This window comes from Weissella confusa (genome assembly GCA_041871065.1).
Taxonomy (GTDB): domain Bacteria; phylum Bacillota; class Bacilli; order Lactobacillales; family Lactobacillaceae; genus Weissella; species Weissella confusa_A.
Window position 1 is genome coordinate 341,929 of the sequence record CP168942.1, and the last position, 19,783, is coordinate 361,711.

General features: G+C 44.9%; 18 protein-coding genes and 1 tRNA gene. 16 read left to right on the top strand and 3 right to left on the bottom strand.

The window, feature by feature from the left end; genetic code table 11:
• Window positions 1-44: 44 nt before the first annotated feature.
• From ACAW68_01415 to ACAW68_01440, 6 genes are all read left to right on the top strand, one after another.
• Window positions 45-1,451 (top strand): FAD-dependent oxidoreductase, encoded by a 1,407-nt coding sequence (locus ACAW68_01415; protein ID XGA16262.1) that lies wholly within the window; start codon window positions 45-47, stop codon window positions 1,449-1,451.
• Between the two features lie 306 nt (window positions 1,452-1,757).
• Window positions 1,758-2,861 (top strand): BMP family protein, encoded by a 1,104-nt coding sequence (locus ACAW68_01420; GenBank protein ID XGA16263.1) that lies wholly within the window; start codon window positions 1,758-1,760, stop codon window positions 2,859-2,861.
• Between the two features lie 369 nt (window positions 2,862-3,230).
• Window positions 3,231-4,310: a BMP family protein gene (locus tag ACAW68_01425; GenBank protein ID XGA16264.1), complete on the top strand. Its 1,080-nt coding sequence runs from the start codon at window positions 3,231-3,233 to the stop codon at window positions 4,308-4,310.
• Window positions 4,311-4,532: 222 nt separating this feature from the next.
• On the top strand, window positions 4,533-6,083 hold the full coding sequence (locus ACAW68_01430; GenBank protein ID XGA16265.1) for an ABC transporter ATP-binding protein: 1,551 nt from the start codon (window positions 4,533-4,535) through the stop codon (window positions 6,081-6,083).
• A gap of 4 nt (window positions 6,084-6,087) precedes the next feature.
• Complete coding sequence (locus ACAW68_01435) at window positions 6,088-7,212, top strand: ABC transporter permease (GenBank protein XGA16266.1); 1,125 nt, start codon at window positions 6,088-6,090, stop codon at window positions 7,210-7,212.
• A 2-nt stretch (window positions 7,213-7,214) separates the two neighbouring features.
• Entirely contained in the window at window positions 7,215-8,171 is a 957-nt protein-coding gene (locus tag ACAW68_01440; GenBank protein XGA16267.1) for an ABC transporter permease, read from the top strand.
• A gap of 81 nt (window positions 8,172-8,252) precedes the next feature.
• On the opposite strand, the gene murF is transcribed toward ACAW68_01440, so the two are convergent.
• The gene (gene murF, locus ACAW68_01445) at window positions 8,253-9,617 is read right to left on the bottom strand and encodes a UDP-N-acetylmuramoyl-tripeptide--D-alanyl-D-alanine ligase (GenBank protein XGA16268.1); all 1,365 of its coding nucleotides are present in this window, start codon (window positions 9,615-9,617) and stop codon (window positions 8,253-8,255) included.
• 150 nt (window positions 9,618-9,767) lie between these two features.
• Here murF and ACAW68_01450 point away from each other — a divergent pair, with 150 nt between their 5' ends.
• The 4 genes from ACAW68_01450 (at window position 9,768) to proC (ending at window position 13,111) form a co-directional block, all read left to right on the top strand.
• Window positions 9,768-10,757 (top strand): rod shape-determining protein, encoded by a 990-nt coding sequence (locus tag ACAW68_01450; GenBank protein ID XGA16269.1) that lies wholly within the window; start codon window positions 9,768-9,770, stop codon window positions 10,755-10,757.
• Between the two features lie 2 nt (window positions 10,758-10,759).
• Window positions 10,760-10,969 carry a DUF2969 domain-containing protein gene (locus ACAW68_01455; protein ID XGA16270.1) on the top strand — a complete coding sequence of 70 codons (210 nt, stop codon included), beginning with the start codon at window positions 10,760-10,762 and terminating at the stop codon, window positions 10,967-10,969.
• A 19-nt stretch (window positions 10,970-10,988) separates the two neighbouring features.
• Window positions 10,989-12,185 carry an FtsW/RodA/SpoVE family cell cycle protein gene (locus ACAW68_01460; protein ID XGA16271.1) on the top strand — a complete coding sequence of 399 codons (1,197 nt, stop codon included), beginning with the start codon at window positions 10,989-10,991 and terminating at the stop codon, window positions 12,183-12,185.
• A 134-nt stretch (window positions 12,186-12,319) separates the two neighbouring features.
• A complete protein-coding gene (gene proC, locus ACAW68_01465; GenBank protein XGA16272.1) occupies window positions 12,320-13,111 on the top strand; it encodes a pyrroline-5-carboxylate reductase in 792 nt (263 codons plus the stop codon).
• A gap of 36 nt (window positions 13,112-13,147) precedes the next feature.
• On the opposite strand, the gene ACAW68_01470 is transcribed toward proC, so the two are convergent.
• Window positions 13,148-13,396 carry a hypothetical protein gene (locus ACAW68_01470; protein XGA16273.1) on the bottom strand — a complete coding sequence of 83 codons (249 nt, stop codon included), beginning with the start codon at window positions 13,394-13,396 and terminating at the stop codon, window positions 13,148-13,150.
• Window positions 13,397-13,538: 142 nt separating this feature from the next.
• Here ACAW68_01470 and ACAW68_01475 point away from each other — a divergent pair.
• The 4 genes from ACAW68_01475 (at window position 13,539) to ACAW68_01490 (ending at window position 15,921) form a co-directional block, all read left to right on the top strand.
• Window positions 13,539-13,610, top strand: a tRNA-Glu gene (locus tag ACAW68_01475).
• 113 nt (window positions 13,611-13,723) lie between these two features.
• Window positions 13,724-14,527 carry an HAD hydrolase family protein gene (locus tag ACAW68_01480; protein ID XGA16274.1) on the top strand — a complete coding sequence of 268 codons (804 nt, stop codon included), beginning with the start codon at window positions 13,724-13,726 and terminating at the stop codon, window positions 14,525-14,527.
• Between the two features lie 66 nt (window positions 14,528-14,593).
• Window positions 14,594-15,073 carry a methylated-DNA--[protein]-cysteine S-methyltransferase gene (locus tag ACAW68_01485; protein ID XGA16275.1) on the top strand — a complete coding sequence of 160 codons (480 nt, stop codon included), beginning with the start codon at window positions 14,594-14,596 and terminating at the stop codon, window positions 15,071-15,073.
• A gap of 38 nt (window positions 15,074-15,111) precedes the next feature.
• Window positions 15,112-15,921, top strand: coding sequence for an HAD hydrolase family protein (locus ACAW68_01490; GenBank protein XGA16276.1), 810 nt, complete (start codon window positions 15,112-15,114; stop codon window positions 15,919-15,921).
• A gap of 8 nt (window positions 15,922-15,929) precedes the next feature.
• On the opposite strand, the gene ACAW68_01495 is transcribed toward ACAW68_01490, so the two are convergent.
• Window positions 15,930-16,577, bottom strand: a complete 648-nt coding sequence (locus ACAW68_01495) for a TetR/AcrR family transcriptional regulator (GenBank protein XGA16277.1) — start codon at window positions 16,575-16,577, stop codon at window positions 15,930-15,932.
• 158 nt (window positions 16,578-16,735) lie between these two features.
• Between ACAW68_01495 and ACAW68_01500 the strand changes: the two genes are divergently transcribed.
• Both ACAW68_01500 and ACAW68_01505 read left to right on the top strand, forming a co-directional pair.
• Window positions 16,736-18,715: an ATP-binding cassette domain-containing protein gene (locus ACAW68_01500; GenBank protein ID XGA16278.1), complete on the top strand. Its 1,980-nt coding sequence runs from the start codon at window positions 16,736-16,738 to the stop codon at window positions 18,713-18,715.
• A 130-nt stretch (window positions 18,716-18,845) separates the two neighbouring features.
• Window positions 18,846-19,727 (top strand): 3-hydroxyacyl-CoA dehydrogenase, encoded by an 882-nt coding sequence (locus tag ACAW68_01505; protein XGA16279.1) that lies wholly within the window; start codon window positions 18,846-18,848, stop codon window positions 19,725-19,727.
• Window positions 19,728-19,783: the final 56 nt, after the last annotated feature.

The window sequence follows — 19,783 nt, forward strand, 5'->3', positions numbered from 1 at the left end:
CGTTAATTGTGGTTTAAAAAATAGATACTAATAGGGTAGTTAATATGAAGATTGTGGTTATCGGTGGTGCACACGCAGGGTTGTCTGCAGTGAATGCATTCCGCCATGTTAATAAAGATGATGAAATCGTCATTCTAGAAAAGAACTTGCGCGACCGTCCATTTATTTCAGCTGGTATTAAGCTAGCATTGAATGGTAAGGTAAGTAGCGCTGAACAAGTTAACTTCGAGCACTTCGAGGGTCAACCAAATACGACATACCGTGCCGGTGTTTTGGTTGAGCGTATTGATGCGACAAAGAAGCGTGTCTACGCACGTCGTATCGAAGACGGCTCAATGATTGAAGAAAGTTTCGATAAGTTGGTATACGCATTGGGTTCATCAGCTCGTGTGCCTTCATTCGTCGGGGCTGATTTGGATCGTGTTGTGTTTGTTAAGGATGAACAAGACGCGCAAGATATCAACAAGTTCGCCAAGGGCTTCCGTAAGCGCGCTTTGGTTTACGGTGGTGGACCAGTTTCAACTGAATTGGCCGCTGCGTTGGTTCACGCTGGTGTTCACGTGACGTTTGTGACGCGTTCAGAGCGTTTGATGACACGTTACTTTGACCAAACTGTGCAAGAAGATCTTGAAAAGACGTTGACTGACAACAAGGTGGTTTTGCGTAAGCACCAAGAGGTTGTTTCAGTTGAAAACCAAGGTAAGAAGATTGAAGTTAACTTCAATAACGGCACTTCAGAAGTCTTTGACTTTATGGCTATCGCATCTGGTTTGCAACCAAACACAATGTTGTTGGCTGGCCAAGTTGATATGCGTGATAATGGTGCCATCGTGGTTAATAGTCAAATGCAATCATCAAACCCTGACATTTATGCGGTTGGTGATTCAGCAGTCGTTGATGGCAAGTTCGACCAATACTTCCCATTGATGTCAGCAGCGCTTAAGATGGGACGTGTTGCAGGTTACGCACTAGCTGGTGTGAACGTAGAAATTCAACCAATCTTGCGTACAATCGGATTCTCAGTGTTTGATCGTTTCTTCTATAAGACAGGTTTGACAGTGACAGCTGCTAAGGAACGTGTCGGCGATACAATCGAACGTTTGGACATCCACACGCCAGCAACAATTCATGCTTTGGGTGAGAAGTCAGATATTTTGGCATCCCTTATTTATGATTACGAAACGGGTATTGTTTACGGTGCCCAAATTGCAACGAATGCACCGGCAGCCGCTGAAGTTATTACGACGCTTTCACACGCCGTTTCATCAGGATTGACGGTTGATCAATTGGCATTCTTGGACACATACTTTGAGTCTGAGATTAATTTGCCATACTCAGTTGCTAACCGTTTGGGTGAAATGGGTATTATCGCAGAGTACCAGCGTCATCACGGCCAAGAAGTAACTAAGAAGGTTACTGACGGGGATGACGAACTTAACGGATTTCAATAATAAGTAAAAAAGACAGCATCTTCGGATGCTGTCTTTTTTGTGTTTTCATAACGTAACGTTAGTTTTAAAATGTTGCGTATTATTAAAAGCGAAAATAATAATAAAGTTCGTAATTATCAAATGAATTCAGCAATGATAAGTGTTTCTGATGGTTTAACGTTCTTTATTACGAATTTACCATGACGTTTGCGCTTGCTTTTTGTTAGCGAAGTGCGTATTATAGTCTGAGTAAATACGGGGAACGTAACGATTTGTTACATTTTTAGAGATATATACAACATAATGTTATTTTGGGAGGACGTTGAAATGGTATCACGTCGATTGTTGTTAGTTGGTGGTGTTCTGGCAGTTGCGGTCATTGGGGGCGCTGCATATGCGATGTCAGGAAATAATGCTGGTAACGCAAAGAAGAATTACACGGTCGCAATCGTGACTGATGTTGGTGGTGTGGATGATAAGTCATTCAACCAATCAGCTTGGGAAGGTCTTGAAAAGTGGGGAAAGTCACACAAGTTAACTAAGGGTGTGAATGGTTATAATTATTTTCAATCAAAGACACAAGCTGATTATGCGACGAACTTCCAACAAGCCGTGGCGGCTAAGTACAGTATGGTAGCGGGTATTGGATACTCGCTTCACGAAGCAACAGTTAATGCAGCAAAGAAGAATCCAAAGACGGATTTTGTGTTGGTTGATGACATCGATACGAAGAAGACGAAGAATGTGGCATCAGTGATGTTCCGATCAGAACAATCGTCATATTTGGCAGGAGTTGCCACTGCAACTAAGGCTAAGGATTTGGGTTCTGATACAGTTGGTTTTGTTGGTGGTATGCACGGTAATATTGTCGACGCTTTTGAAGCTGGGTATGTTGCCGGTGTGCAATCAGTAGATAAGAACATTAAGGTTGATGTGCAATACGCTGACTCGTTTACCGATGCAGCTAAGGGGCAGACAATCACGAATGCTATGATTGCGAAAGGTGAAAAGGTGATTTTCCAAGCAGCTGGTGCCGTTGGTAACGGTGTCTTCACATCAGCCAAGGACACCAATCAACAACTAGCCGCTGATTCAAAGGATAAGGTCTGGGTCATCGGTGTCGACATGGATCAATCAGATATGGGTGATTACACATCGAAGGATGGTAAAAAGTCTAACTTCACGCTAACGTCTTCAATCACGGGTGTTGGACGTGGACTTGAATTGGTTGCTAATAAGGCGATGAAGGGTGATTTCCCTGGTGGTAAGACGGTTGCTTATGGTTTGAAGGAAGGCGGTGTTGCAACGCCAACTAAGAATATGACCAGCGATGAAAAGGCGGCGGTTGAAAAGGCGAAGGATGATATCATTTCAGGTAAAATCAAGGTGCCTAACCACCCTGAAGGATCTAAGTTTAATCAAAACTTCTAGCATATTAAAGACGAAAGGACTGAGGTGACTCGGTCCTTTTATTTTGTAACTGATTTGTAAAGAATAAAGCGTGACGAAAATAGGGAGTTTAACCAAGTTATCAAAACCAAGTAAAACGTTTTTACCAAAAACAATGTGAATGAAATTGTTGTTTTTGTTCGTGTTTTGTCGTATAAAACGCTGCTAAATCGGTTAAACGTTTAACGAAAAACGGGTTAGACGAACTAAATTCACACTTTCTTCATTGTTTTTATTAAGCGAACCTTATATACTAATCAAGGCAAGTCAGGTTAACAAGAAAAACTTTTGTTAACTAGACATGGGAATTACTAGGAACAGTACAAATCGTACTTTTGGAGGAAATGAGACATGGTTTCACGTCGTAACTTGATTATCGGTGGTGTTGTGGTGTTGGCAGCTGTAGGTGTTGGAGTGGCTGTTGCGGAAAACAATAATTCAGACTCAAACAAGAAGAACTTCTCAGTGGCAATGGTCACTGACGTTGGTGGTGTTGATGACAAGTCATTTAACCAATCAGCATGGGAAGGTTTGCAAAAGTGGGGTAAGTCACACGATTTGAAGAAGGGTAAGGACGGTTACGACTACTTTGCTTCAAAGACGAATGCAGACTTTGCAACGAACTTCCAACAAGCTGTATCAGCTGGTTACAACATGGTCGTAGGTGTTGGTTACGCAACACACGACGCTTTGGTAGCCTCAGCTAAGAACAACGAGAAGACTGACTACGTCTTGGTTGACGACGTTGTAGACTCAAAGTACAAGAATGTTGCCTCATTGATGTTTAAGCAAGAAGAAGCATCATACTTGGCTGGTGTTGCTGCTGCAACGCAAGCTAAGGAATTGGGTGACAAGAAGGTTGGGTTTATCGGTGGAATGAACTCAGCTGTTATCCAAGCCTTCGAAGCTGGGTACATTGCTGGTGTTAAGTCAGTTGATCCAAACATGACTGTTGATACGCAAATCGTTGAATCATTTACTGACGCAGCAAAGGCTAAGACGATGGCTGCTGCTATGTACACGACTGGTGCTCACGTTATTTTCCACGCGGCTGGACCTGCAGGTAACGGGGTGTTCACAGCGGCTAAGGATATTGACACTGGTTTGGATGCTAACTCAAAGGACAAGGTTTGGGTTATTGGCGTTGACATGGATCAACACGACTCAGGTAACTACAAGTCAAAGGATGGCAAGTCAGCTAACATGACGTTGACGTCAGCTGTTAAGGAAGTTGGTAGTTCATTGGTAAAGTTGGCTAACCAATCAATGAAGGGTGAGTTCCCAGGTGGAAAGACAACGACATTCGGTTTGAAGGAAAACGGTGTCGCTGTAACGAAGCAAAATCTTGATGATGCTGAAAAGACAGCCGTAGAAAAGTCCGAAAAGGCAATCAAGTCAGGCGAAGTTAAGGTCCCAAGCACTTTGAAGTAAAACGTTTAAAAAACGAACTAAAACAGGAACTTTCGAAAGAAAGTTCCTGTTTTTCTTTTTACAACCATTAACTTATCTCGAAATAGTATTACAGACATGTTAATAGACGAATAATACCCTCTCAAATAGTGGATAATTTAGTAAAAAATAGGTAAAATAAACATATTGTTTCACAAATAAGAAACCTTTGTGAATGAAGAAAGCTTCTAGGGAGAAATGACTATGGCAGAAGAGCCAATTGTGCTTGAAATGCGCGACATTGTGAAGCAATTTGGGGAGTTCCGTGCGAACGACCATATTAATTTGCAAGTCAAGCGCGGGCAAATTCACGCGTTGTTGGGAGAAAACGGTGCCGGAAAGTCAACGTTGATGAATCAATTGTCTGGCTTGTTGCAACCAACAGCTGGAGATATCTTGATCAACGGTGAAAAGGTAATTGTTGATAGCCCATCAAAGGCTGCAGAATTGGGTATCGGAATGGTGCACCAACACTTTATGCTGATTGATGCGTTTACAGTTACAGAAAACATCATCTTGGGTTCAGAGCCTGTTAATGGGGTGAAGTTGGATATGAAGACGGCAGCTGCTGATATCAAGAAGTTGTCAGAACAATACGGTTTGGATGTTGATCCAAGTGCATTGGCTGGAGACATCTCAGTTGGTATGCAACAACGTGTAGAAATTTTGAAGACGTTGTACCGTGGAGCTGACATCTTGATTTTCGACGAGCCAACGGCCGTATTGACGCCACAAGAAATCGACGAATTGATGACGATTTTGAAGGGCTTGGCTGCAGAAGGCAAGTCAGTTATCTTGATTACGCACAAGCTTGACGAAATCAAGGCAGTTGCTGATCAAGTGACGGTTATCCGTCGCGGACAATCAATTGATTCATTCCCAGTTGCGGGTGTGTCATCACAAGAATTGGCTGACATCATGGTTGGTCGTTCAGTTTCACTATTCTCTACCGAAAAGGAGCCTGCTCACCCAACTGACACGGTTTTGTCTGTGTCGGATTTGACGGTTAAGGACGCTCGCGGTGTTGAGGTTGTGAAGAACTTGAGCCTTGATTTCCGTGCTGGTGAAGTCGTGGGTATTGCCGGAATCGACGGTAATGGTCAATCAGAATTCATCTCAGCATTGACTGGTTTGATGCCAACTGCATCAGGTAAGGTCACGTTGAAGGGCAAGGACATCACGAACAAGAAGCCACGTCAAATTACTGAATCAGGTGTTGGTCACATTCCTGAAGACCGTCACCGCTTTGGTTTGGAATTGGATATGACGTTGGCCGAGAATATTGCTTTGCAAACTTACTACAAGGCCCCAATGTCAAAGGCTGGCGTATTGGACTACGAGCAAATTAACTCACATGCCCGTGAATTGATTGAGAAGTTCGACGTTCGTACAGTTAACGAATTGGTACCGGCAAGTGCTTTGTCTGGTGGTAACCAACAAAAGGCGATTATTGCCCGTGAGTTGGACCGAGATGCCGACTTTGTGATTGCCGCACAACCAACGCGTGGATTGGACGTTGGTGCAATTGAATACATTCACCAACAATTGATTAATCAACGTGACGAAGGCAAGGCTGTTATGTTGGTAAGTTTCGAATTGGATGAAATTTTGAACGTCGCTGACCGTATTGCTGTTATCTCACACGGTGAGATTACTGGTGTCGTTAATGCAAACGAGACGTCAAAGAACGAGCTTGGTTTGTTGATGGCCGGTATGTCATTGGCAGAAGCGCGTGCGCAATTAGCGGGGGAGTAGACTGGTGAATAAGATTAATTCATACGGCACAGGTCTCGTAGCAGGCTTGGCTGTCTTCTTTGGATTGATGGTCGGTGCGATCATCATGTTGGTATCAGGATTTAACCCTGTTACTGGTTACATTAGCTTGGTGCAATCAGCATTGGGCTCATCATTGAACATTGGTGAAGTTCTTCGTTCAATGACGCCGTTGATTTTGACGGCTGCTGGATTCTTGGTTGCCCAATCAGCCGGCTTCTTCAACATCGGACTTGCTGGTCAAGTTTGGGTTGGATGGATTGCGTCAACGTGGTTTGTCTTGGTTAACCAATCAATGACACCATGGTTGTCAATTCCATTGGCTGTTATCATCGGAGCACTTGCGGGTGCGTTGATGGGTGCTTTGCCTGGTTGGTTGCGTGCCCAATTCGGTGCGTCAGAAGTTATCACGACAATCATGTTGAACTACATCGCTTTGTATGGTGGAAATGCCTTTGTGCAAGGGTTGCCAAAGAAGTTGATGGCGACAACTGATATGACGAACACGTTGCACGCCAGCGATTCATTGCGTTGGGACTTCTTGTCAAATTTGACGGGTGGTTCACGTTTGAACATTGGATTTATCATCGCCGTTGTTGCGTTGGTAGCCGTTTGGTTCATCATGAAGCGCACAACGCTTGGTTTTGAAATTCGTGCGGTTGGGTTGAACCCAGACGCAGCCCGTTATGCTGGTATGTCAGCAAAGCGTACGGCTGTTACGGCCATGACGATTTCAGGTTTGTTGGCTGGTTTGGCTGGTGCAACAGAAGGTTTGGGAACGTACCTAAACATCTTCTCTCAAACAGCTGCACCACAAGTTGGTTATGATGGTATGGCCGTAGCTTTGTTGGCATCAGGATCATTCCTTGGAATCTTCTTTGCCGCTTTGTTGTTCTCAATTTTGTCAGTTGGTGGTTTGGGAATGCCATTGGCCTCAGGTGTGCCAACTGAATTGGTTTCTGTTGTAACGGCTTCAATTATCTTCTTTATTGGTGCTAACTACTTGATTCGTTTGATCTTGGTTAAGATTGACGAAGACGATGCGAAGCAAAAAGCCAAGAAGATGAAGGGACCTAAGGAACCTGAGAAGAAAGTAGAGGAGGCAGAGTAATCATGAGTTTGGAAACGATCTTGCAATTGGTGATTTCAAGTACGTTGGTTTACTCAGCGCCTTTGATTTTCACTGCATTGGGTGGTACGTTCTCAGAACGTGCCGGTGTTGTTAACGTTGGATTGGAAGGAACCATGATTATGGGAGCCTTCGCCGGTGTTGTCTTTAACTTGACGTTCGCTGGTCAATTTGGTGGTTTGACACCATGGCTTGGTTTGTTAGCCGGAGCGGTCATTGGGTTGATTTTCTCATTGTTGCACGCTGTGGCGACGGTGACGTTGCGTGCCGACCACATTGTGTCAGGTACGGTTATGAACTTGATGGCGCCAGCTTTGGGTGTTTACTTGATTAAGTTGATGTACGGTAAGGGTCAAACGTCAATGATTGCTGAAAACTTTGGTTACTGGAACGTACCAGTGTTGTCAAAGATTCCAGTTATTGGAACAATCTTCTTTACGAAGACGTCTTCAACGGCGTGGGTCGCAATCATTATCGCCTTTGTTGCATCATGGGTTTTGTTCAAGACACGCTTCGGATTGCGTTTGCGTTCTGTTGGTGAAAACCCACAAGCCGCTGATACGTTGGGATTGAATGTTTACGCCCTACGTTACACGGGTGTTTTGATTTCTGGTGTGCTTGGTGGAATTGGTGGTGCGTTGTTCGCACAATCAATCGCCGGTAACTTCTCAGCATCAACGATTGTTGGACAAGGATTCATGTCAATGGCCGCAATGATCTTCGGTCGTTGGAATCCAGTTGGTGCCATGGCAGCAGCGTTGTTCTTTGGTTTCTCACAATCAATGGCCATCGTTGGGGCACAATTGCCAGTTTTGAACCAAGTGCCATCAGTTTACCTACAAGTCGCACCTTACGTCTTTACGGTGCTAATCTTGGTTGTGTTCTTTGCTAAGTCAAAGGCACCAGCCGCTGATGGTGTGAACTACATCAAGTCAGTTTAGACTTAAAGTAACTATTCAGTTAAAAAATAAAGGACTATCGCATAAGTTGCGATAGTCCTTTTTGTGTTATGCAATTAAATCTTAAATTAAAGCGGCAACCACGTTCTCAAGGTGGATACCGTGAGAACCCTTAAGCATGATGATATCATCGGCAGTTAATTCAGACTTCAGATCATCAATCAGCGTTGGCAAGTTATCTTTAGCGTAACGAACCACAGCCCCTGATGGGTAGGTAGCAGTTAGTGCCTCTTCAAGGCTGGCCATGATATCTCCAACTAGGTAAACGCGTTGGATAGCTGATGGTTCAAGACTATCAGCTAGGCTAGCGTGCAAAGCTGGGCCGGCTTCACCAAGCTCCAACATATCACCAAGTACGGCAATACGACGACCTTGGGTTGGGGCCTCGGCGAAGAAGTGCAACACTTCCTTAGCAGCGGTTGGATTTGAGTTGTAGACATCAGACAAAATCTTGCCACCGAATTGACCGTCTAACCATTCAGTGCGGTTTTCAGTGATTGGGGCGCTAGCCAAGGCCTCACTTATTTTGTCATATGCAATTCCCAATGCACGACCAACTGAAATGGCAGCTAGCGCATTCGAAACGTTGTAACGACCGGTTAGTGGAATGCGGAAAGTTTCATCAGTTTGATTCGTTTGGAAAGTTGCTTCGACCGGGTTCATTTCAATGGTTGAAGCAAACAAATCGTTTTCAGGTGCAAGTCCGAATGTGGCCGTTTGGAGGTTTTCGTGTTGTGCGGCGCGTTCACGAAGTAATGGCTCGTCACCGTTGTAGACAAACAACCCATTAGGCTTCAAACCGTTGATAATTTCCATTTTGCCATCTGCAATTCGGTCACGAGTCTTGAAGAATTCGATGTGGGCTTCGCCAATCATCGTTAGAACAGCGATGTCCGGGTTGACCAATTCTGATAGAAGCGTCAAATCGCCAGGTCGATCCATACCGAACTCGACAACTAACAATTCAGTATCCTCAGCCATTGAAAGGATGGTTGTCGGTACACCGATTTCGTTGTTGAAGTTTGCTGGTGTCTTAACAGTCTTGAACGTGCTGGCACCAATGGCAGCGATAAAGTCTTTCGTTGTTGTCTTTCCGTTTGAACCTGAAATGGCAACAATCTTTGGGGCAACCTTCTTTAGGTAGTAAGCGGCTAGCTTTTGGAAGGCGTCCAACGTATCTGGCACGATGATTGCAGGGATATCTGTTGGCACATTACCGTGGTCTGCTTGCCACAGAGTTGCGGTTGCGCCGTTTGCAATGGCGCTAGCGATATAATCGTGGCCGTCGTTCTCAGCGACCAAGGGGATGAACAAGCTGCCTGCAGTAGCTTTGCGAGAATCGAATGTTGTACTTGTTACCGTGACATCAGCATCGTTTGAAACGCTGGCGTTTAGGGCCGTAACCATTTCTTTAAGGGTTAATTTCATTTTGAATATCGTCCTTTTATTGTCTTTCTATCTATTTTACCCTGATGTAGAAACTAAGGGCAAATGACGTCGGTTTTTGTTGTATACTATTATAGATACGTAAAAGAATATAAACGAGCTTGCTCGGTAAAAATTTAAGAGGTGAAAATCATGGCCAAGGAAATCGGCATTGATTTGGGAACGGCTAACGTTCTGATTTATGTTGAAGGAAAAGGTATCGTCTTGAACGAGCCATCAGTCGTTGCAATCGATACCAAGACGGATAAGGTTTTGGCAGTTGGTACCGAAGCCTACCAAATGGTTGGCCGCACGCCTGGTAACATTCGTGCCGTTCGTCCTTTGAAGGATGGGGTTATCTCAGACTTTGATATGACGGAAGCAATGTTGTCATACTTCATGGCTAAGTTGAATGCCAAGGGTGTGATGTCACGACCAAACATCATGGTGTGCGCACCAACAAACATCACGGAAATTGAGCGTAAGGCCATTATTGGTGCTGCTGAAAAGTCTGGTGGCGGTAAGGTGTACCTTGAGTACGAGCCAAAGGTTGCAGCCATCGGTGCCGGTTTGGATATCTTCTCACCAATTGCTTCAATGGTTATCGACATGGGTGGTGGAACGTCAGATATTGCCGTTTTGTCATTGGGTGATATTGTGGCTTCAGAATCAATCCGTGTTGCCGGTGATAAGATGAATGCTGACATCGCTGGTTACGTTAAGCGTGAGCATGGTTTGCAAATTGGTGAGCGTACGGCTGAACAAATCAAGATTAAGATTGGTACAGCAACGCCGTTGGAAGAGCCAGAAGAGATGGAAGTGCGTGGACGTGATAACTTCACGGGAATGCCTCGCACAATCACGTTGAACGCTAACGAAGTCGAGTCAGCAATGCACGACACGTTGGCCCAAATCGTGAATGCAGCGCACCAAGTTTTGTCAGTAATCCAACCAGAATTGGCAGCTGACATTATCGATCGCGGTGTTGTTTTGACCGGTGGTGGTGCGTTGCTACGCGGAATGGACAAGTTGATTTCAGGACACCTTGGTGTACCTGTTATGATTTCAGAAAGCCCATTGGACAATGTTGCCGTTGGAGCTGGTAAGTTGCTAGAACACATGCACGGAGTACAAGGAAAGTAATTATGTCGCGTAATAATAAGCCTGTTTCAGTTGAAATTAATGATTTGGGAGATAACCTTTCAGAAGTGAAGGTAAACAAGGTTCGCTTGGGTACGATTGATGAGTCTACGTCACCTTTGACGGTGCGTTTTGCTGACAATCGTACGGCCACGGCCAAGTCATTTGATGACGCAATGGAATTGTTGATTGCAGAGTTTAACTTGCATCACTAATCAGTAAAGAGGTTAAAACATGATCAAACGCTTTTTCTCAAGCGAAGGTGGTGTGATTGATTGGTCAATCATCTTCGTTGTGATGATGCTTGCGTTGATTGGTTTAGCATCATTATATGTTGCGGGAGTACACGATACTGTCGGTGTTAATGTTTGGCGTATGGTGATTATGCAAGGTGCCTACTATGTCGTTGGTATTATTGCGGTCATGGTTATCATGAGATTTGATTCAGAACAGCTTTGGCGAGTGGCCCCTTACATTTTTGGCTTGGGTGTCTTCTTGATGATTGCAGTTTTGATCTTTTACTCACGTGCTTACTACGCTAACACTGGTGGAAAGTCATGGTTTGCAATTGGACCATTGACGTTCCAACCTTCCGAAGTTATGAAGCCAGCGTTCATTATTATGTTGGCGCGTGTGATTTCACAGCACAATTTGGAAAACCCAGAACACACTTGGGATTCTGATAAGTTCTTGTTGTTAAAGATTATTGCTTGGACGGCGCCGATTGTCGTACTTGTTTTGGCACAACACGACTTTGGAACAACTTTGGTGTTCGTGGCAATTGTTTTTGGCATGACGCTGGTCTCTGGTTTGAGTTGGTCAATTTTAGGGCCAATTGTTGGTGCAGCTGCAGTCTTGGGAACAACGACCATTTTGTTTGTTACCCAAACATGGGGACGCCACATTCTGGAAAAGGTTGGATTTGAAGCTTATCAATTTGCCCGTGTGGACGCTTGGATGAATCCTTCAGGGGATACGTCTAATAGTGGTTACCAGTTGTGGCAAGCGATGAAGGCCATTGGATCCGGTGGTATTACCGGAACTGGTTTCAACGTTTCGCACGTTGCGGTACCGGTTCGTGAATCCGACATGATTTTCTCAGTTATTGGTGAAAATTTCGGTTTCGTTGGTAGTGTCTTGCTACTGGTTCTTTACTTCTTGTTGATTTATCAAATCTTCCAAGTTGTTAATGATACGTCAAATCAATTCTATGCATACATTGCATCTGGTGTGGTAATGATGTTGTTGTTCCACATTTTTGAAAATATTGGTATGAATATCGGATTGGTACCATTGACAGGTATCCCGTTGCCATTTATTTCGCAAGGTGGTTCTGCCTTGGTCGGAAATATGTTGGGTATCGGTTTGATTATGTCGATGCGTTATCACAATAAAGCATTCTCATTATCTGAACGTCAAGGGTTCTCATAATGAACAAAGACCTCGATTTTTTTCGAGGTCTTTTTATTTTTCACGGCAAACAAAAACAAAACGGTGGGTCGCTTCTTATATTATCTAGGTATGATATGATTAGGTCATTACAAACGATATGAACGAGGTGTGAGATGTTAACAATTGGATTTATCGGTGCTGGTAATATGGCTAAAGCGATGATGCAAGGCTGGCAAGGAAACGCCGAAATTCGCCAAGTGCTTTTTTCACCACATTCAGGTGAAAAAGTTGCGGCTGAACTAGGGCTAGAGGCTAAGCAATCTGCTTTGGATGTTTGGGCTGAGTCTGACATGGTTGTTTTGGCGATGCCACCTGCACAATTGGCTGATGTCGCTAAGGAACTACAACTTGGATTAATGATGAAGCCGGGCGTTATTGTGGCGTCAGTTCTTGGCGGTGTGTCATTGGCACAATTGCATGATGCGTTGGGACCAAACGTTTTAATTGCGCGTACTTTGCCAAATGTGAATGTTGCGCTTAAGTATGGTTATACAGCTTTGGCGTTTGATGACACGATGGATGCTGATGTCAAGGGGGCTATCGCTGCTTTGTTCTTGGACTTTGGCCGCACAGATGAATTGCCTGAAGAACAATTTGGGGCTGTCAGTGCCTTGGCTGGTTCTGGTCCAGCGTTTGTCGCAGCGTTTGCTGAGGCGATGATTCAAGCTGGTGTGCAAGCTGGTATTGAACCAGAGACAGCAGAACGTTTGGCGCAACAAACGGTTATTGGGACAGCTCGCCACATGGAAGAGTTCAAAAAGGATCCAATGACGTTGGCGCATGAAGTCATGACGCCGGGTGGTTCAACGGCTGCTGGATGGCAAGTGTTGGAAGATGGTCATCTTAATCAATTGGTGGCTGATACAATTAATGCCACAATGAAGAAGAATGCTGAATTCGAATAACTAAAGCAAAAGGACGACCGATGTTGGTCGTCCTTTTTACTTAAACTTTGTTTTTAAATAGCGGGTACCTAAAATACCAATAATCAATATCGCTAGGGTCAAATAATTTTGCCATGTGTTTTGGCTAACTGCCTCGACGAATGCGAATGTATGACCAGTAAAATGATGATAAATACTGTTGATAATTGCTGCGAAGAAACGCAACAACGCCACGATAACCCCGATGGCTGTTAACGTCTCGAAAAAGAGCAACCACTTTGGGTGGGCAAGTTGTTTGTCCGTCATCTTAATATCCTCTAAGGGTATTATACCGTATGGCAGAAGGGAGGCAAAAGAAAGTTTACGAGTTTTAAAATTAGGGGTTGCATTGGTCAATTTATTCTGGTAATATTAATTCTGTTGTTGAGACAGGTTGTTAAAACATCATGGCCCATTGGTCAAGCGGTTAAGACTCCGGTTTTTCACACCGGCATCCAGGGTTCGACTCCCTGATGGGCTATACGCGAAAGGCGATTGCGAAAGCAATCGCCTTTTTTGTTCCTTTTAGACATCTACAAAGGCGACCGATTTGATACACTTATTACTGACATAAGGAAAGTGGAGGCGGTTATCATGACACGCTTGTTTGTAACGGATTTGGACCAAACATTTTTGCACGAGGATAAAACCTTCGATGCAGAACGATTTGCTAAGATTTTGAATCAACTCGACGAAAAAGGTGACCAGTTTGCGATTGCAACTGGTCGCGAAGCTAAGTGGGTACGTAGCAAGTTTGGCGCATTAGCTGACCGCGTCCACTTGGTAACAAATAACGGTGCCGCGTGGCATGTCCGTGGTACTTCGGAAACAGACTTGCGTACGCTTGATGCGTCAACATTGGCTGAACTAGAAAGCATCTTGGCCGATGTTTCACCAAAGGATGGTATTATCGCTTTCTCTGAAGATAGCATGTACCGTTTATCTGGTTATGGTGAGTTACGACCAGACTTGCAAGACTACATGACGCATGTGTATGGCACGATTCACTTGGTTGATCACTTAACGGATATTCCACAACCATTGGCTAGCGTGACAGCTATTTTTGATGTGCCAAGTTCAAACGAAGCTATTCGCCGTATTAATGAATCGGGGATGCCATTGCACCCAACGACGTCTGGTTATGGGGCGGTTGATATCTTGGCTGAAGGCGTGAACAAGGCGACAAGTTTGTCAGCGCTAATTAACAAGTTAGCGCTTGAACCAAAGCAATTGACTGTCTTTGGCGACGGCATGAACGATTTGGAAATGATGGAACTGGCTGGGCAAGCTTATGTGATGCCAAATGCTGATGAGCGTCTGTTCAATCGTGGGTTCGGCATGGCTGACTTGGATAACGAACATGATGGTGTGTTGGCTAAGCTGGAAGAAATTATCTAAGATATTTGGTAAGCTACTCGTAAACAAGAATACGAGTAGCTTTTTTCATTCGAAAGAGATAATGATATGCAATATGAAACGTACGACTTTTTGAATGGGCAGTTGACCATCTTTTATTCGGAGGCGGGGATGACGTTCGTGTCATTGGCCGATGATCCCGTGGCTGACTATCAGGCCTGGTTTGGTAAAACGCAAATCGCACCCAGCGGGGAGCAACGCTATGCGACGGTGGTGGCTGATTATTTAGCCGGTCGCGGGGTTGATTTTATACCTGATTGGCAGGGACGAGGAACAGCATTGCAGCGTGAAGTTTGGAGCGCGTTAGCCGAGACTGATTTTGGTGAGACGCTGACGTATGCGGCGTTAGCGAAGCGAATTGGTCGTCCAAACGCTGTACGTGCCGTCGCATCGGCGGTTGGTAAAAATCCGTTATTGGTATTTGTCGGCTGCCATCGTGTTGTTCGAAGCGATGGGACACTAGGACAGTATCGAGCTGGTCAGAATTGGAAAAAAAAGGTGATAGATTTCGAACGTAATCTTCAATAAATCGGATTAAGCTAGATAATACGAAGTGAGGTGGCATAATGGCAAAATTTGTGGCGACGGACTTAGATGGTACGTTTTTAAACGATAAAAAACAGTACAATCGTGATTTATTTGCGCAGGTTATCAACGCTTATACAGCACAGGGTGGTCAATTTATTGTGGCCAGTGGTCGTGATTTGCGCCACGTGCAGATGTTGTTCGGTGGCTTCTTGGATAAGGTCAACATTGTGGCTGATAACGGTGCAACGTTGCTATCTGCTGATCAACAGTTATCAGACCGCTTGACGATGACGTCTGAACAGCTAGCGGATTTGCAGGACCAAATTGATCTGATGCCAGGTAAGCCACATGGTGGGGTGATGATTTTTAGCCCGGATGAACTGCTGGTTGTGCGTGGCTATGGGCAAGTGCCACCGGCATTTGTGGCAATGATGGCTGAATTATATGGCCAACCACGTGAAGTGACGTCACTACGCGAAGTTGACGTTCCAGTTGTTAAAGTGACGGTCTTTTGGACGTTAGCTGAAAGTGAAACGTTTGTTGACCAAGTTAAGCAGAGCGGTATCGATGTTCACGCTACGACACCTGGTAACGGGGTCGTGGACGTGATGGCAACTGGCGTCAATAAGGCGGTGAGTTTGGAACGGATGTTGGCACATTTGGGTGGTGAACCGAATGAATTAATGGCCTTTGGTGACGGCATGAATGACCAAGAAATGTTGTCATTAGCTGGTCACCCGGTGATTATGCCGAACGCTGATAAGCGCCTATTTGAGTATGGGTATGCTGTAGCAGTTGCAGACAACAATCATGATGGTGTGTTGCGAACTATCGCAAAAAAGGGATGAGCAGTTGCTCATCCCTTTTGTTGTTTACGGATTTCGTTTAATTGGTCGCGGTGGGCAGCGTCAACTGAACCCATCAAGCCAAAGAAGAAAAGTTCTTCTAGCTGCGCGTCTAATTCTCGGCGAGTGAGGCCATTGCCGGATGCCAAACTGGCTTGAACATTTGGGTAAGTCACAAACATATCAATGTACACGCGAATGGCCGTTGTGCTAACGTTGGTGTTGAAGAAACCTTCATCACGACCTTGCTCAATGATTGCTTCGAAAAATTCGTCGCGACGGGATTCAGCAACTGCCCGGACAGCTGAATCGTCTTTCTCGAGCAGTTGCATCATTTCATCCCCAAACGTCGTTGCAATTTCCTGCTGTTTTTGTTGAGACAGCGTGGCGAAGGCTTTGATTTTTTCAATGAAACGTAAATCAGTTTGGTGGGTGATTGCCATAATCTGATCGAACAACGCATTTAGTTGTTCGGCAGCGATTGTCCCAATCAACGTTTCTTTGCTGTCAAAGTACTTGTAAAAGGTGACCACAGACACGCCGGCTTCGGCAGCGATTGTTTTTAAATCAGTGTTATGGATACCGTGCTGTTGGAATAGACGTGTGGCGACGTCGATGAGTTGTCGCCTGGTGAGCGCCTTTTTTTCTTCACGATTCATGATAGGCCACCTTTCTGTGAGTTGTTGTAGAATTACTATAACACAAAAAGTTTAATCGAAGACGCTTTGATTAAACTTTTCTTGACGCCGTTTAAATACGGCGGTACACTTAGTTACAATAATTATGACAAAAAGCGTAGAGAGCCGGAGGAGAGACAATGGCATTTTTAGAGTTAAAAGATATTCGCAAGTCATACTTCCTAGGTAAGGAAGAGTTCCCTGTTTTGAAGGGCATTGACTTGGATTTCGAATTGGGTGAGTTTGTTTCAATCCTTGGAGAATCTGGTGGTGGTAAGTCAACGTTGATGAACATCATCGGTGGGTTGGACCGTGAGTTCGAAGGCAAGGTTACGATTGACGGCCAAGTATTGGATCACAAGAAGGAAAAGCAATTGGATGCTTACCGTCGTGGTACGATTGGTTACATCTACCAAGCTTACAACTTGATTAGTCACTTGACGGTTTTGGAAAACGTCTTGGTTTCTTTGGAAATGACGACGTTGAGCCAAAAGGACAAGATTACACGTGCCACGGAATTGTTGGAGAAGGTTGGTCTTAAGGATCAAATTAAGAAGCACCCAAACCAATTGTCTGGTGGACAAAAGCAGCGTGTCGCAATTGCGCGTGCGTTGGCTTCTGACCCAAAGATTATCATTGCCGACGAGCCAACCGGTGCGTTGGATTCAAAGAACACGGCTGAAGTCTTGGAAATCTTGGATGAAATTGCCCAAGAAGGGAAGTTAGTTATCGCGGTTACCCACTCACAAGAAGTGGCTGATCACGGAACGCGCATTGTGCACTTGGCTGATGGCCAAATCGATGCCGACACGCGTTTGAAGCCGGCATACGAGTTGCCAGCTGATGATACGCGTTTGGCAGATCGTCCATTGCCAGCAGTTACATCATTCCGAAATGCGTTCAAGCATCTGACGTACAACTTCTGGCGTAATTCATTGATTATGATTGGAACAGCGATTGGGTTGTTTGCCGTGATGTTGTTCACCGGTTTGGGAAATGGGGTTAAGGCCTACATTAACGACCAGGTTAACTCATTGGCAAACCCAACGGCTGTTACGGTCGCGCGTCACCAAGGCGAAAACGGCGGTGTCGGTCAAACGTCTGGCGCAACAGCCGGCGTTGATATGGACAAGACGACAATTTCAGACGATCAAATCAAGAAGATTAAGGCCAACAAGTACGTGAAGACGTTGCAAAAGGGTTATCAAGCCGGCAACGTGCAAGCGAACCTTGAAGGCAAGGATTACTCACTTGGTACCGTACAAACTTGGTCAGCAACTTATCAAAAGAAGTTGATTAAGGCTGGTCACGTACCTGGCAAGAATGAAATCTTGGTTGATAAGAAGACTGTCGCAAAGAAGTTTGACACTAAGGACTGGAAGTCAGTTGTTGGTAAGACAATGACGGTTAAGTGGATGACGGTCAAGTCTGATGGTATGACGCCAGTTGAAATTAACAAGACGTTCAAGATTGCGGGTGTTATCGACGCTGGTCAAGCTGGAACGGCAAACGTGACGACAGCAAGCACGATTGAAGATGCCTACAAGGAAGCTGGTGCGGATACCCGTGCGTTGTTCGTAACGGTTCGTGTGAAGAACACGGATGACGTTAAGGCCTTCCAAAAGGACATTAACAAGATGAAGGGTGAGGATGGTAAGCGTTTGTTCCAAGCGGTAACGGTTGGTTCAATCTTGGATACCATCAACACAATCGTCTCATTGGCAACCAATGTCTTGGCTGCAATTGCTGGTATCTCATTGGTCGTATCTGCTTTGATGATTATTGTCACGATGTTCATGTCAGTTTCAGAGCGTACGAAGGAAATCGGAATTCTCCGTGCCTTGGGGGAAAGCAAGAAGGATGTTCGTAACTTGTTTACGTCAGAGTCTTTGCTAATTGGTTTGGCAAGTTTCGTTTTGGCGCTTATTTTGGCCTTTGGAATCGGTGCGCTATTGAACTCAGCTTTGTACAGCATTGCGAAGTTTGACATGATTCAAATTTCAGTTGGTAATGTTGTCATGACGTTGATCTTGGCATTGGTCATTTCATTCTTGGCCGCTTTGTTGCCAGCTCGTCGCGCAGCAAAGTTGAACCCAATCGATGCCTTGTCTGCAGACTAATAGATGTACTTTAAGAAGCGTTCTCACATTTTTGTGGGAATGCTTTTTCTGTTTTCAATAGTTATCTTTGGCATAAGAAACCGCTTACATGATATGATGTAATTAATCAAAAATGATGGGGGATTATCAAATGTCATATCAAAAAGTAACAATCGTTGGTGGTGGAACGCTAGGGTCACAAATTGCCTATGTATCCGCATTCCATGGGAAGGACGTCACGGTTTGGGGACGTTCTGAATCATCATTGGAAAAGGCACAAGCACGTGTTGCGCGTTGGGAAGAGGGTGTCCGTCGCGATTTGCATGCGACTGATGAACAAATTGCGGCTGCCCGTGAGCATTTGACGTACGTCACGGATTTGGGCGAGGCACTTGCTGGCGCTGATTTGGTGATCGAAGCGTTGCCAGAAGCGCCTGCTACAAAGACTGAGTTCTACGAAAAGTTTGCGAAGTTGGCCGAACCACAAACGGTCGTGGCCACGAACTCTTCAACGTTGTTGCCATCAGCCTTTGCTGAAGCAACTGGTCGACCAGAAAAGTTCTTGGCCTACCACTTTGCTAACGAAATTTGGAAGAATAACACGGCCGAAATCATGCCACACCCAGGCACTGCGCCTGAATTACCAGCGACATTTGAGGAATACTCACGTGAGATTGGTATGGTGCCAATCATGGTTAAGAAGGAGCAACCTGGTTATGTCTTGAACTCATTGCTTGTGCCGTTGCTTGATGCCGGTTCACAACTTTGGGCAAAGGAAATTGCGGATCCAGAGACAATCGACAAGACATGGATGATTGCCACGGGAGCCCCAGCCGGACCGTTTGCTATCATGGACACAGTTGGGTTGAATACTGTTTACGCTATTAATATCATGAACCCAGAGCCATCACACCAAGAAATTGCTAAAAAGGTGAAGGCGATGATTGATGCAGGACATATTGGTGTTGAATCAGGAGAAGGGTTCTATAAGTACCCTAATCCAGCATATCTAGCGCCTGGATTCTTGAAGTAAGCGCTAAAACCGAACTAAATACCGGAAAGAACCCATTCTTAGGAGCTATAGCTCCC

Bases quoted from the DNA above. Each gene is read 5' to 3' on its own strand.
- ACAW68_01455 (XGA16270.1), top strand. From the start codon at position 10,760: ATGTCGCGTAATAATAAGCCTGTTTCAGTTGAAATTAATGATTTGGGA.
- ACAW68_01470 (XGA16273.1), bottom strand. From the start codon at position 13,396: ATGACGGACAAACAACTTGCCCACCCAAAGTGGTTGCTCTTTTTCGAG.
- ACAW68_01420 (XGA16263.1), top strand. From the start codon at position 1,758: ATGGTATCACGTCGATTGTTGTTAGTTGGTGGTGTTCTGGCAGTTGCG.
- ACAW68_01415 (XGA16262.1), top strand. From the start codon at position 45: ATGAAGATTGTGGTTATCGGTGGTGCACACGCAGGGTTGTCTGCAGTG.
- ACAW68_01495 (XGA16277.1), bottom strand. From the start codon at position 16,577: ATGAATCGTGAAGAAAAAAAGGCGCTCACCAGGCGACAACTCATCGAC.
- ACAW68_01440 (XGA16267.1), top strand. From the start codon at position 7,215: ATGAGTTTGGAAACGATCTTGCAATTGGTGATTTCAAGTACGTTGGTT.
- ACAW68_01480 (XGA16274.1), top strand. From the start codon at position 13,724: ATGACACGCTTGTTTGTAACGGATTTGGACCAAACATTTTTGCACGAG.
- ACAW68_01430 (XGA16265.1), top strand. From the start codon at position 4,533: ATGGCAGAAGAGCCAATTGTGCTTGAAATGCGCGACATTGTGAAGCAA.
- ACAW68_01425 (XGA16264.1), top strand. From the start codon at position 3,231: ATGGTTTCACGTCGTAACTTGATTATCGGTGGTGTTGTGGTGTTGGCA.
- ACAW68_01485 (XGA16275.1), top strand. From the start codon at position 14,594: ATGCAATATGAAACGTACGACTTTTTGAATGGGCAGTTGACCATCTTT.
- ACAW68_01450 (XGA16269.1), top strand. From the start codon at position 9,768: ATGGCCAAGGAAATCGGCATTGATTTGGGAACGGCTAACGTTCTGATT.
- ACAW68_01500 (XGA16278.1), top strand. From the start codon at position 16,736: ATGGCATTTTTAGAGTTAAAAGATATTCGCAAGTCATACTTCCTAGGT.
- ACAW68_01505 (XGA16279.1), top strand. From the start codon at position 18,846: ATGTCATATCAAAAAGTAACAATCGTTGGTGGTGGAACGCTAGGGTCA.
- murF (XGA16268.1), bottom strand. From the start codon at position 9,617: ATGAAATTAACCCTTAAAGAAATGGTTACGGCCCTAAACGCCAGCGTT.
- ACAW68_01460 (XGA16271.1), top strand. From the start codon at position 10,989: ATGATCAAACGCTTTTTCTCAAGCGAAGGTGGTGTGATTGATTGGTCA.
- ACAW68_01490 (XGA16276.1), top strand. From the start codon at position 15,112: ATGGCAAAATTTGTGGCGACGGACTTAGATGGTACGTTTTTAAACGAT.
- proC (XGA16272.1), top strand. From the start codon at position 12,320: ATGTTAACAATTGGATTTATCGGTGCTGGTAATATGGCTAAAGCGATG.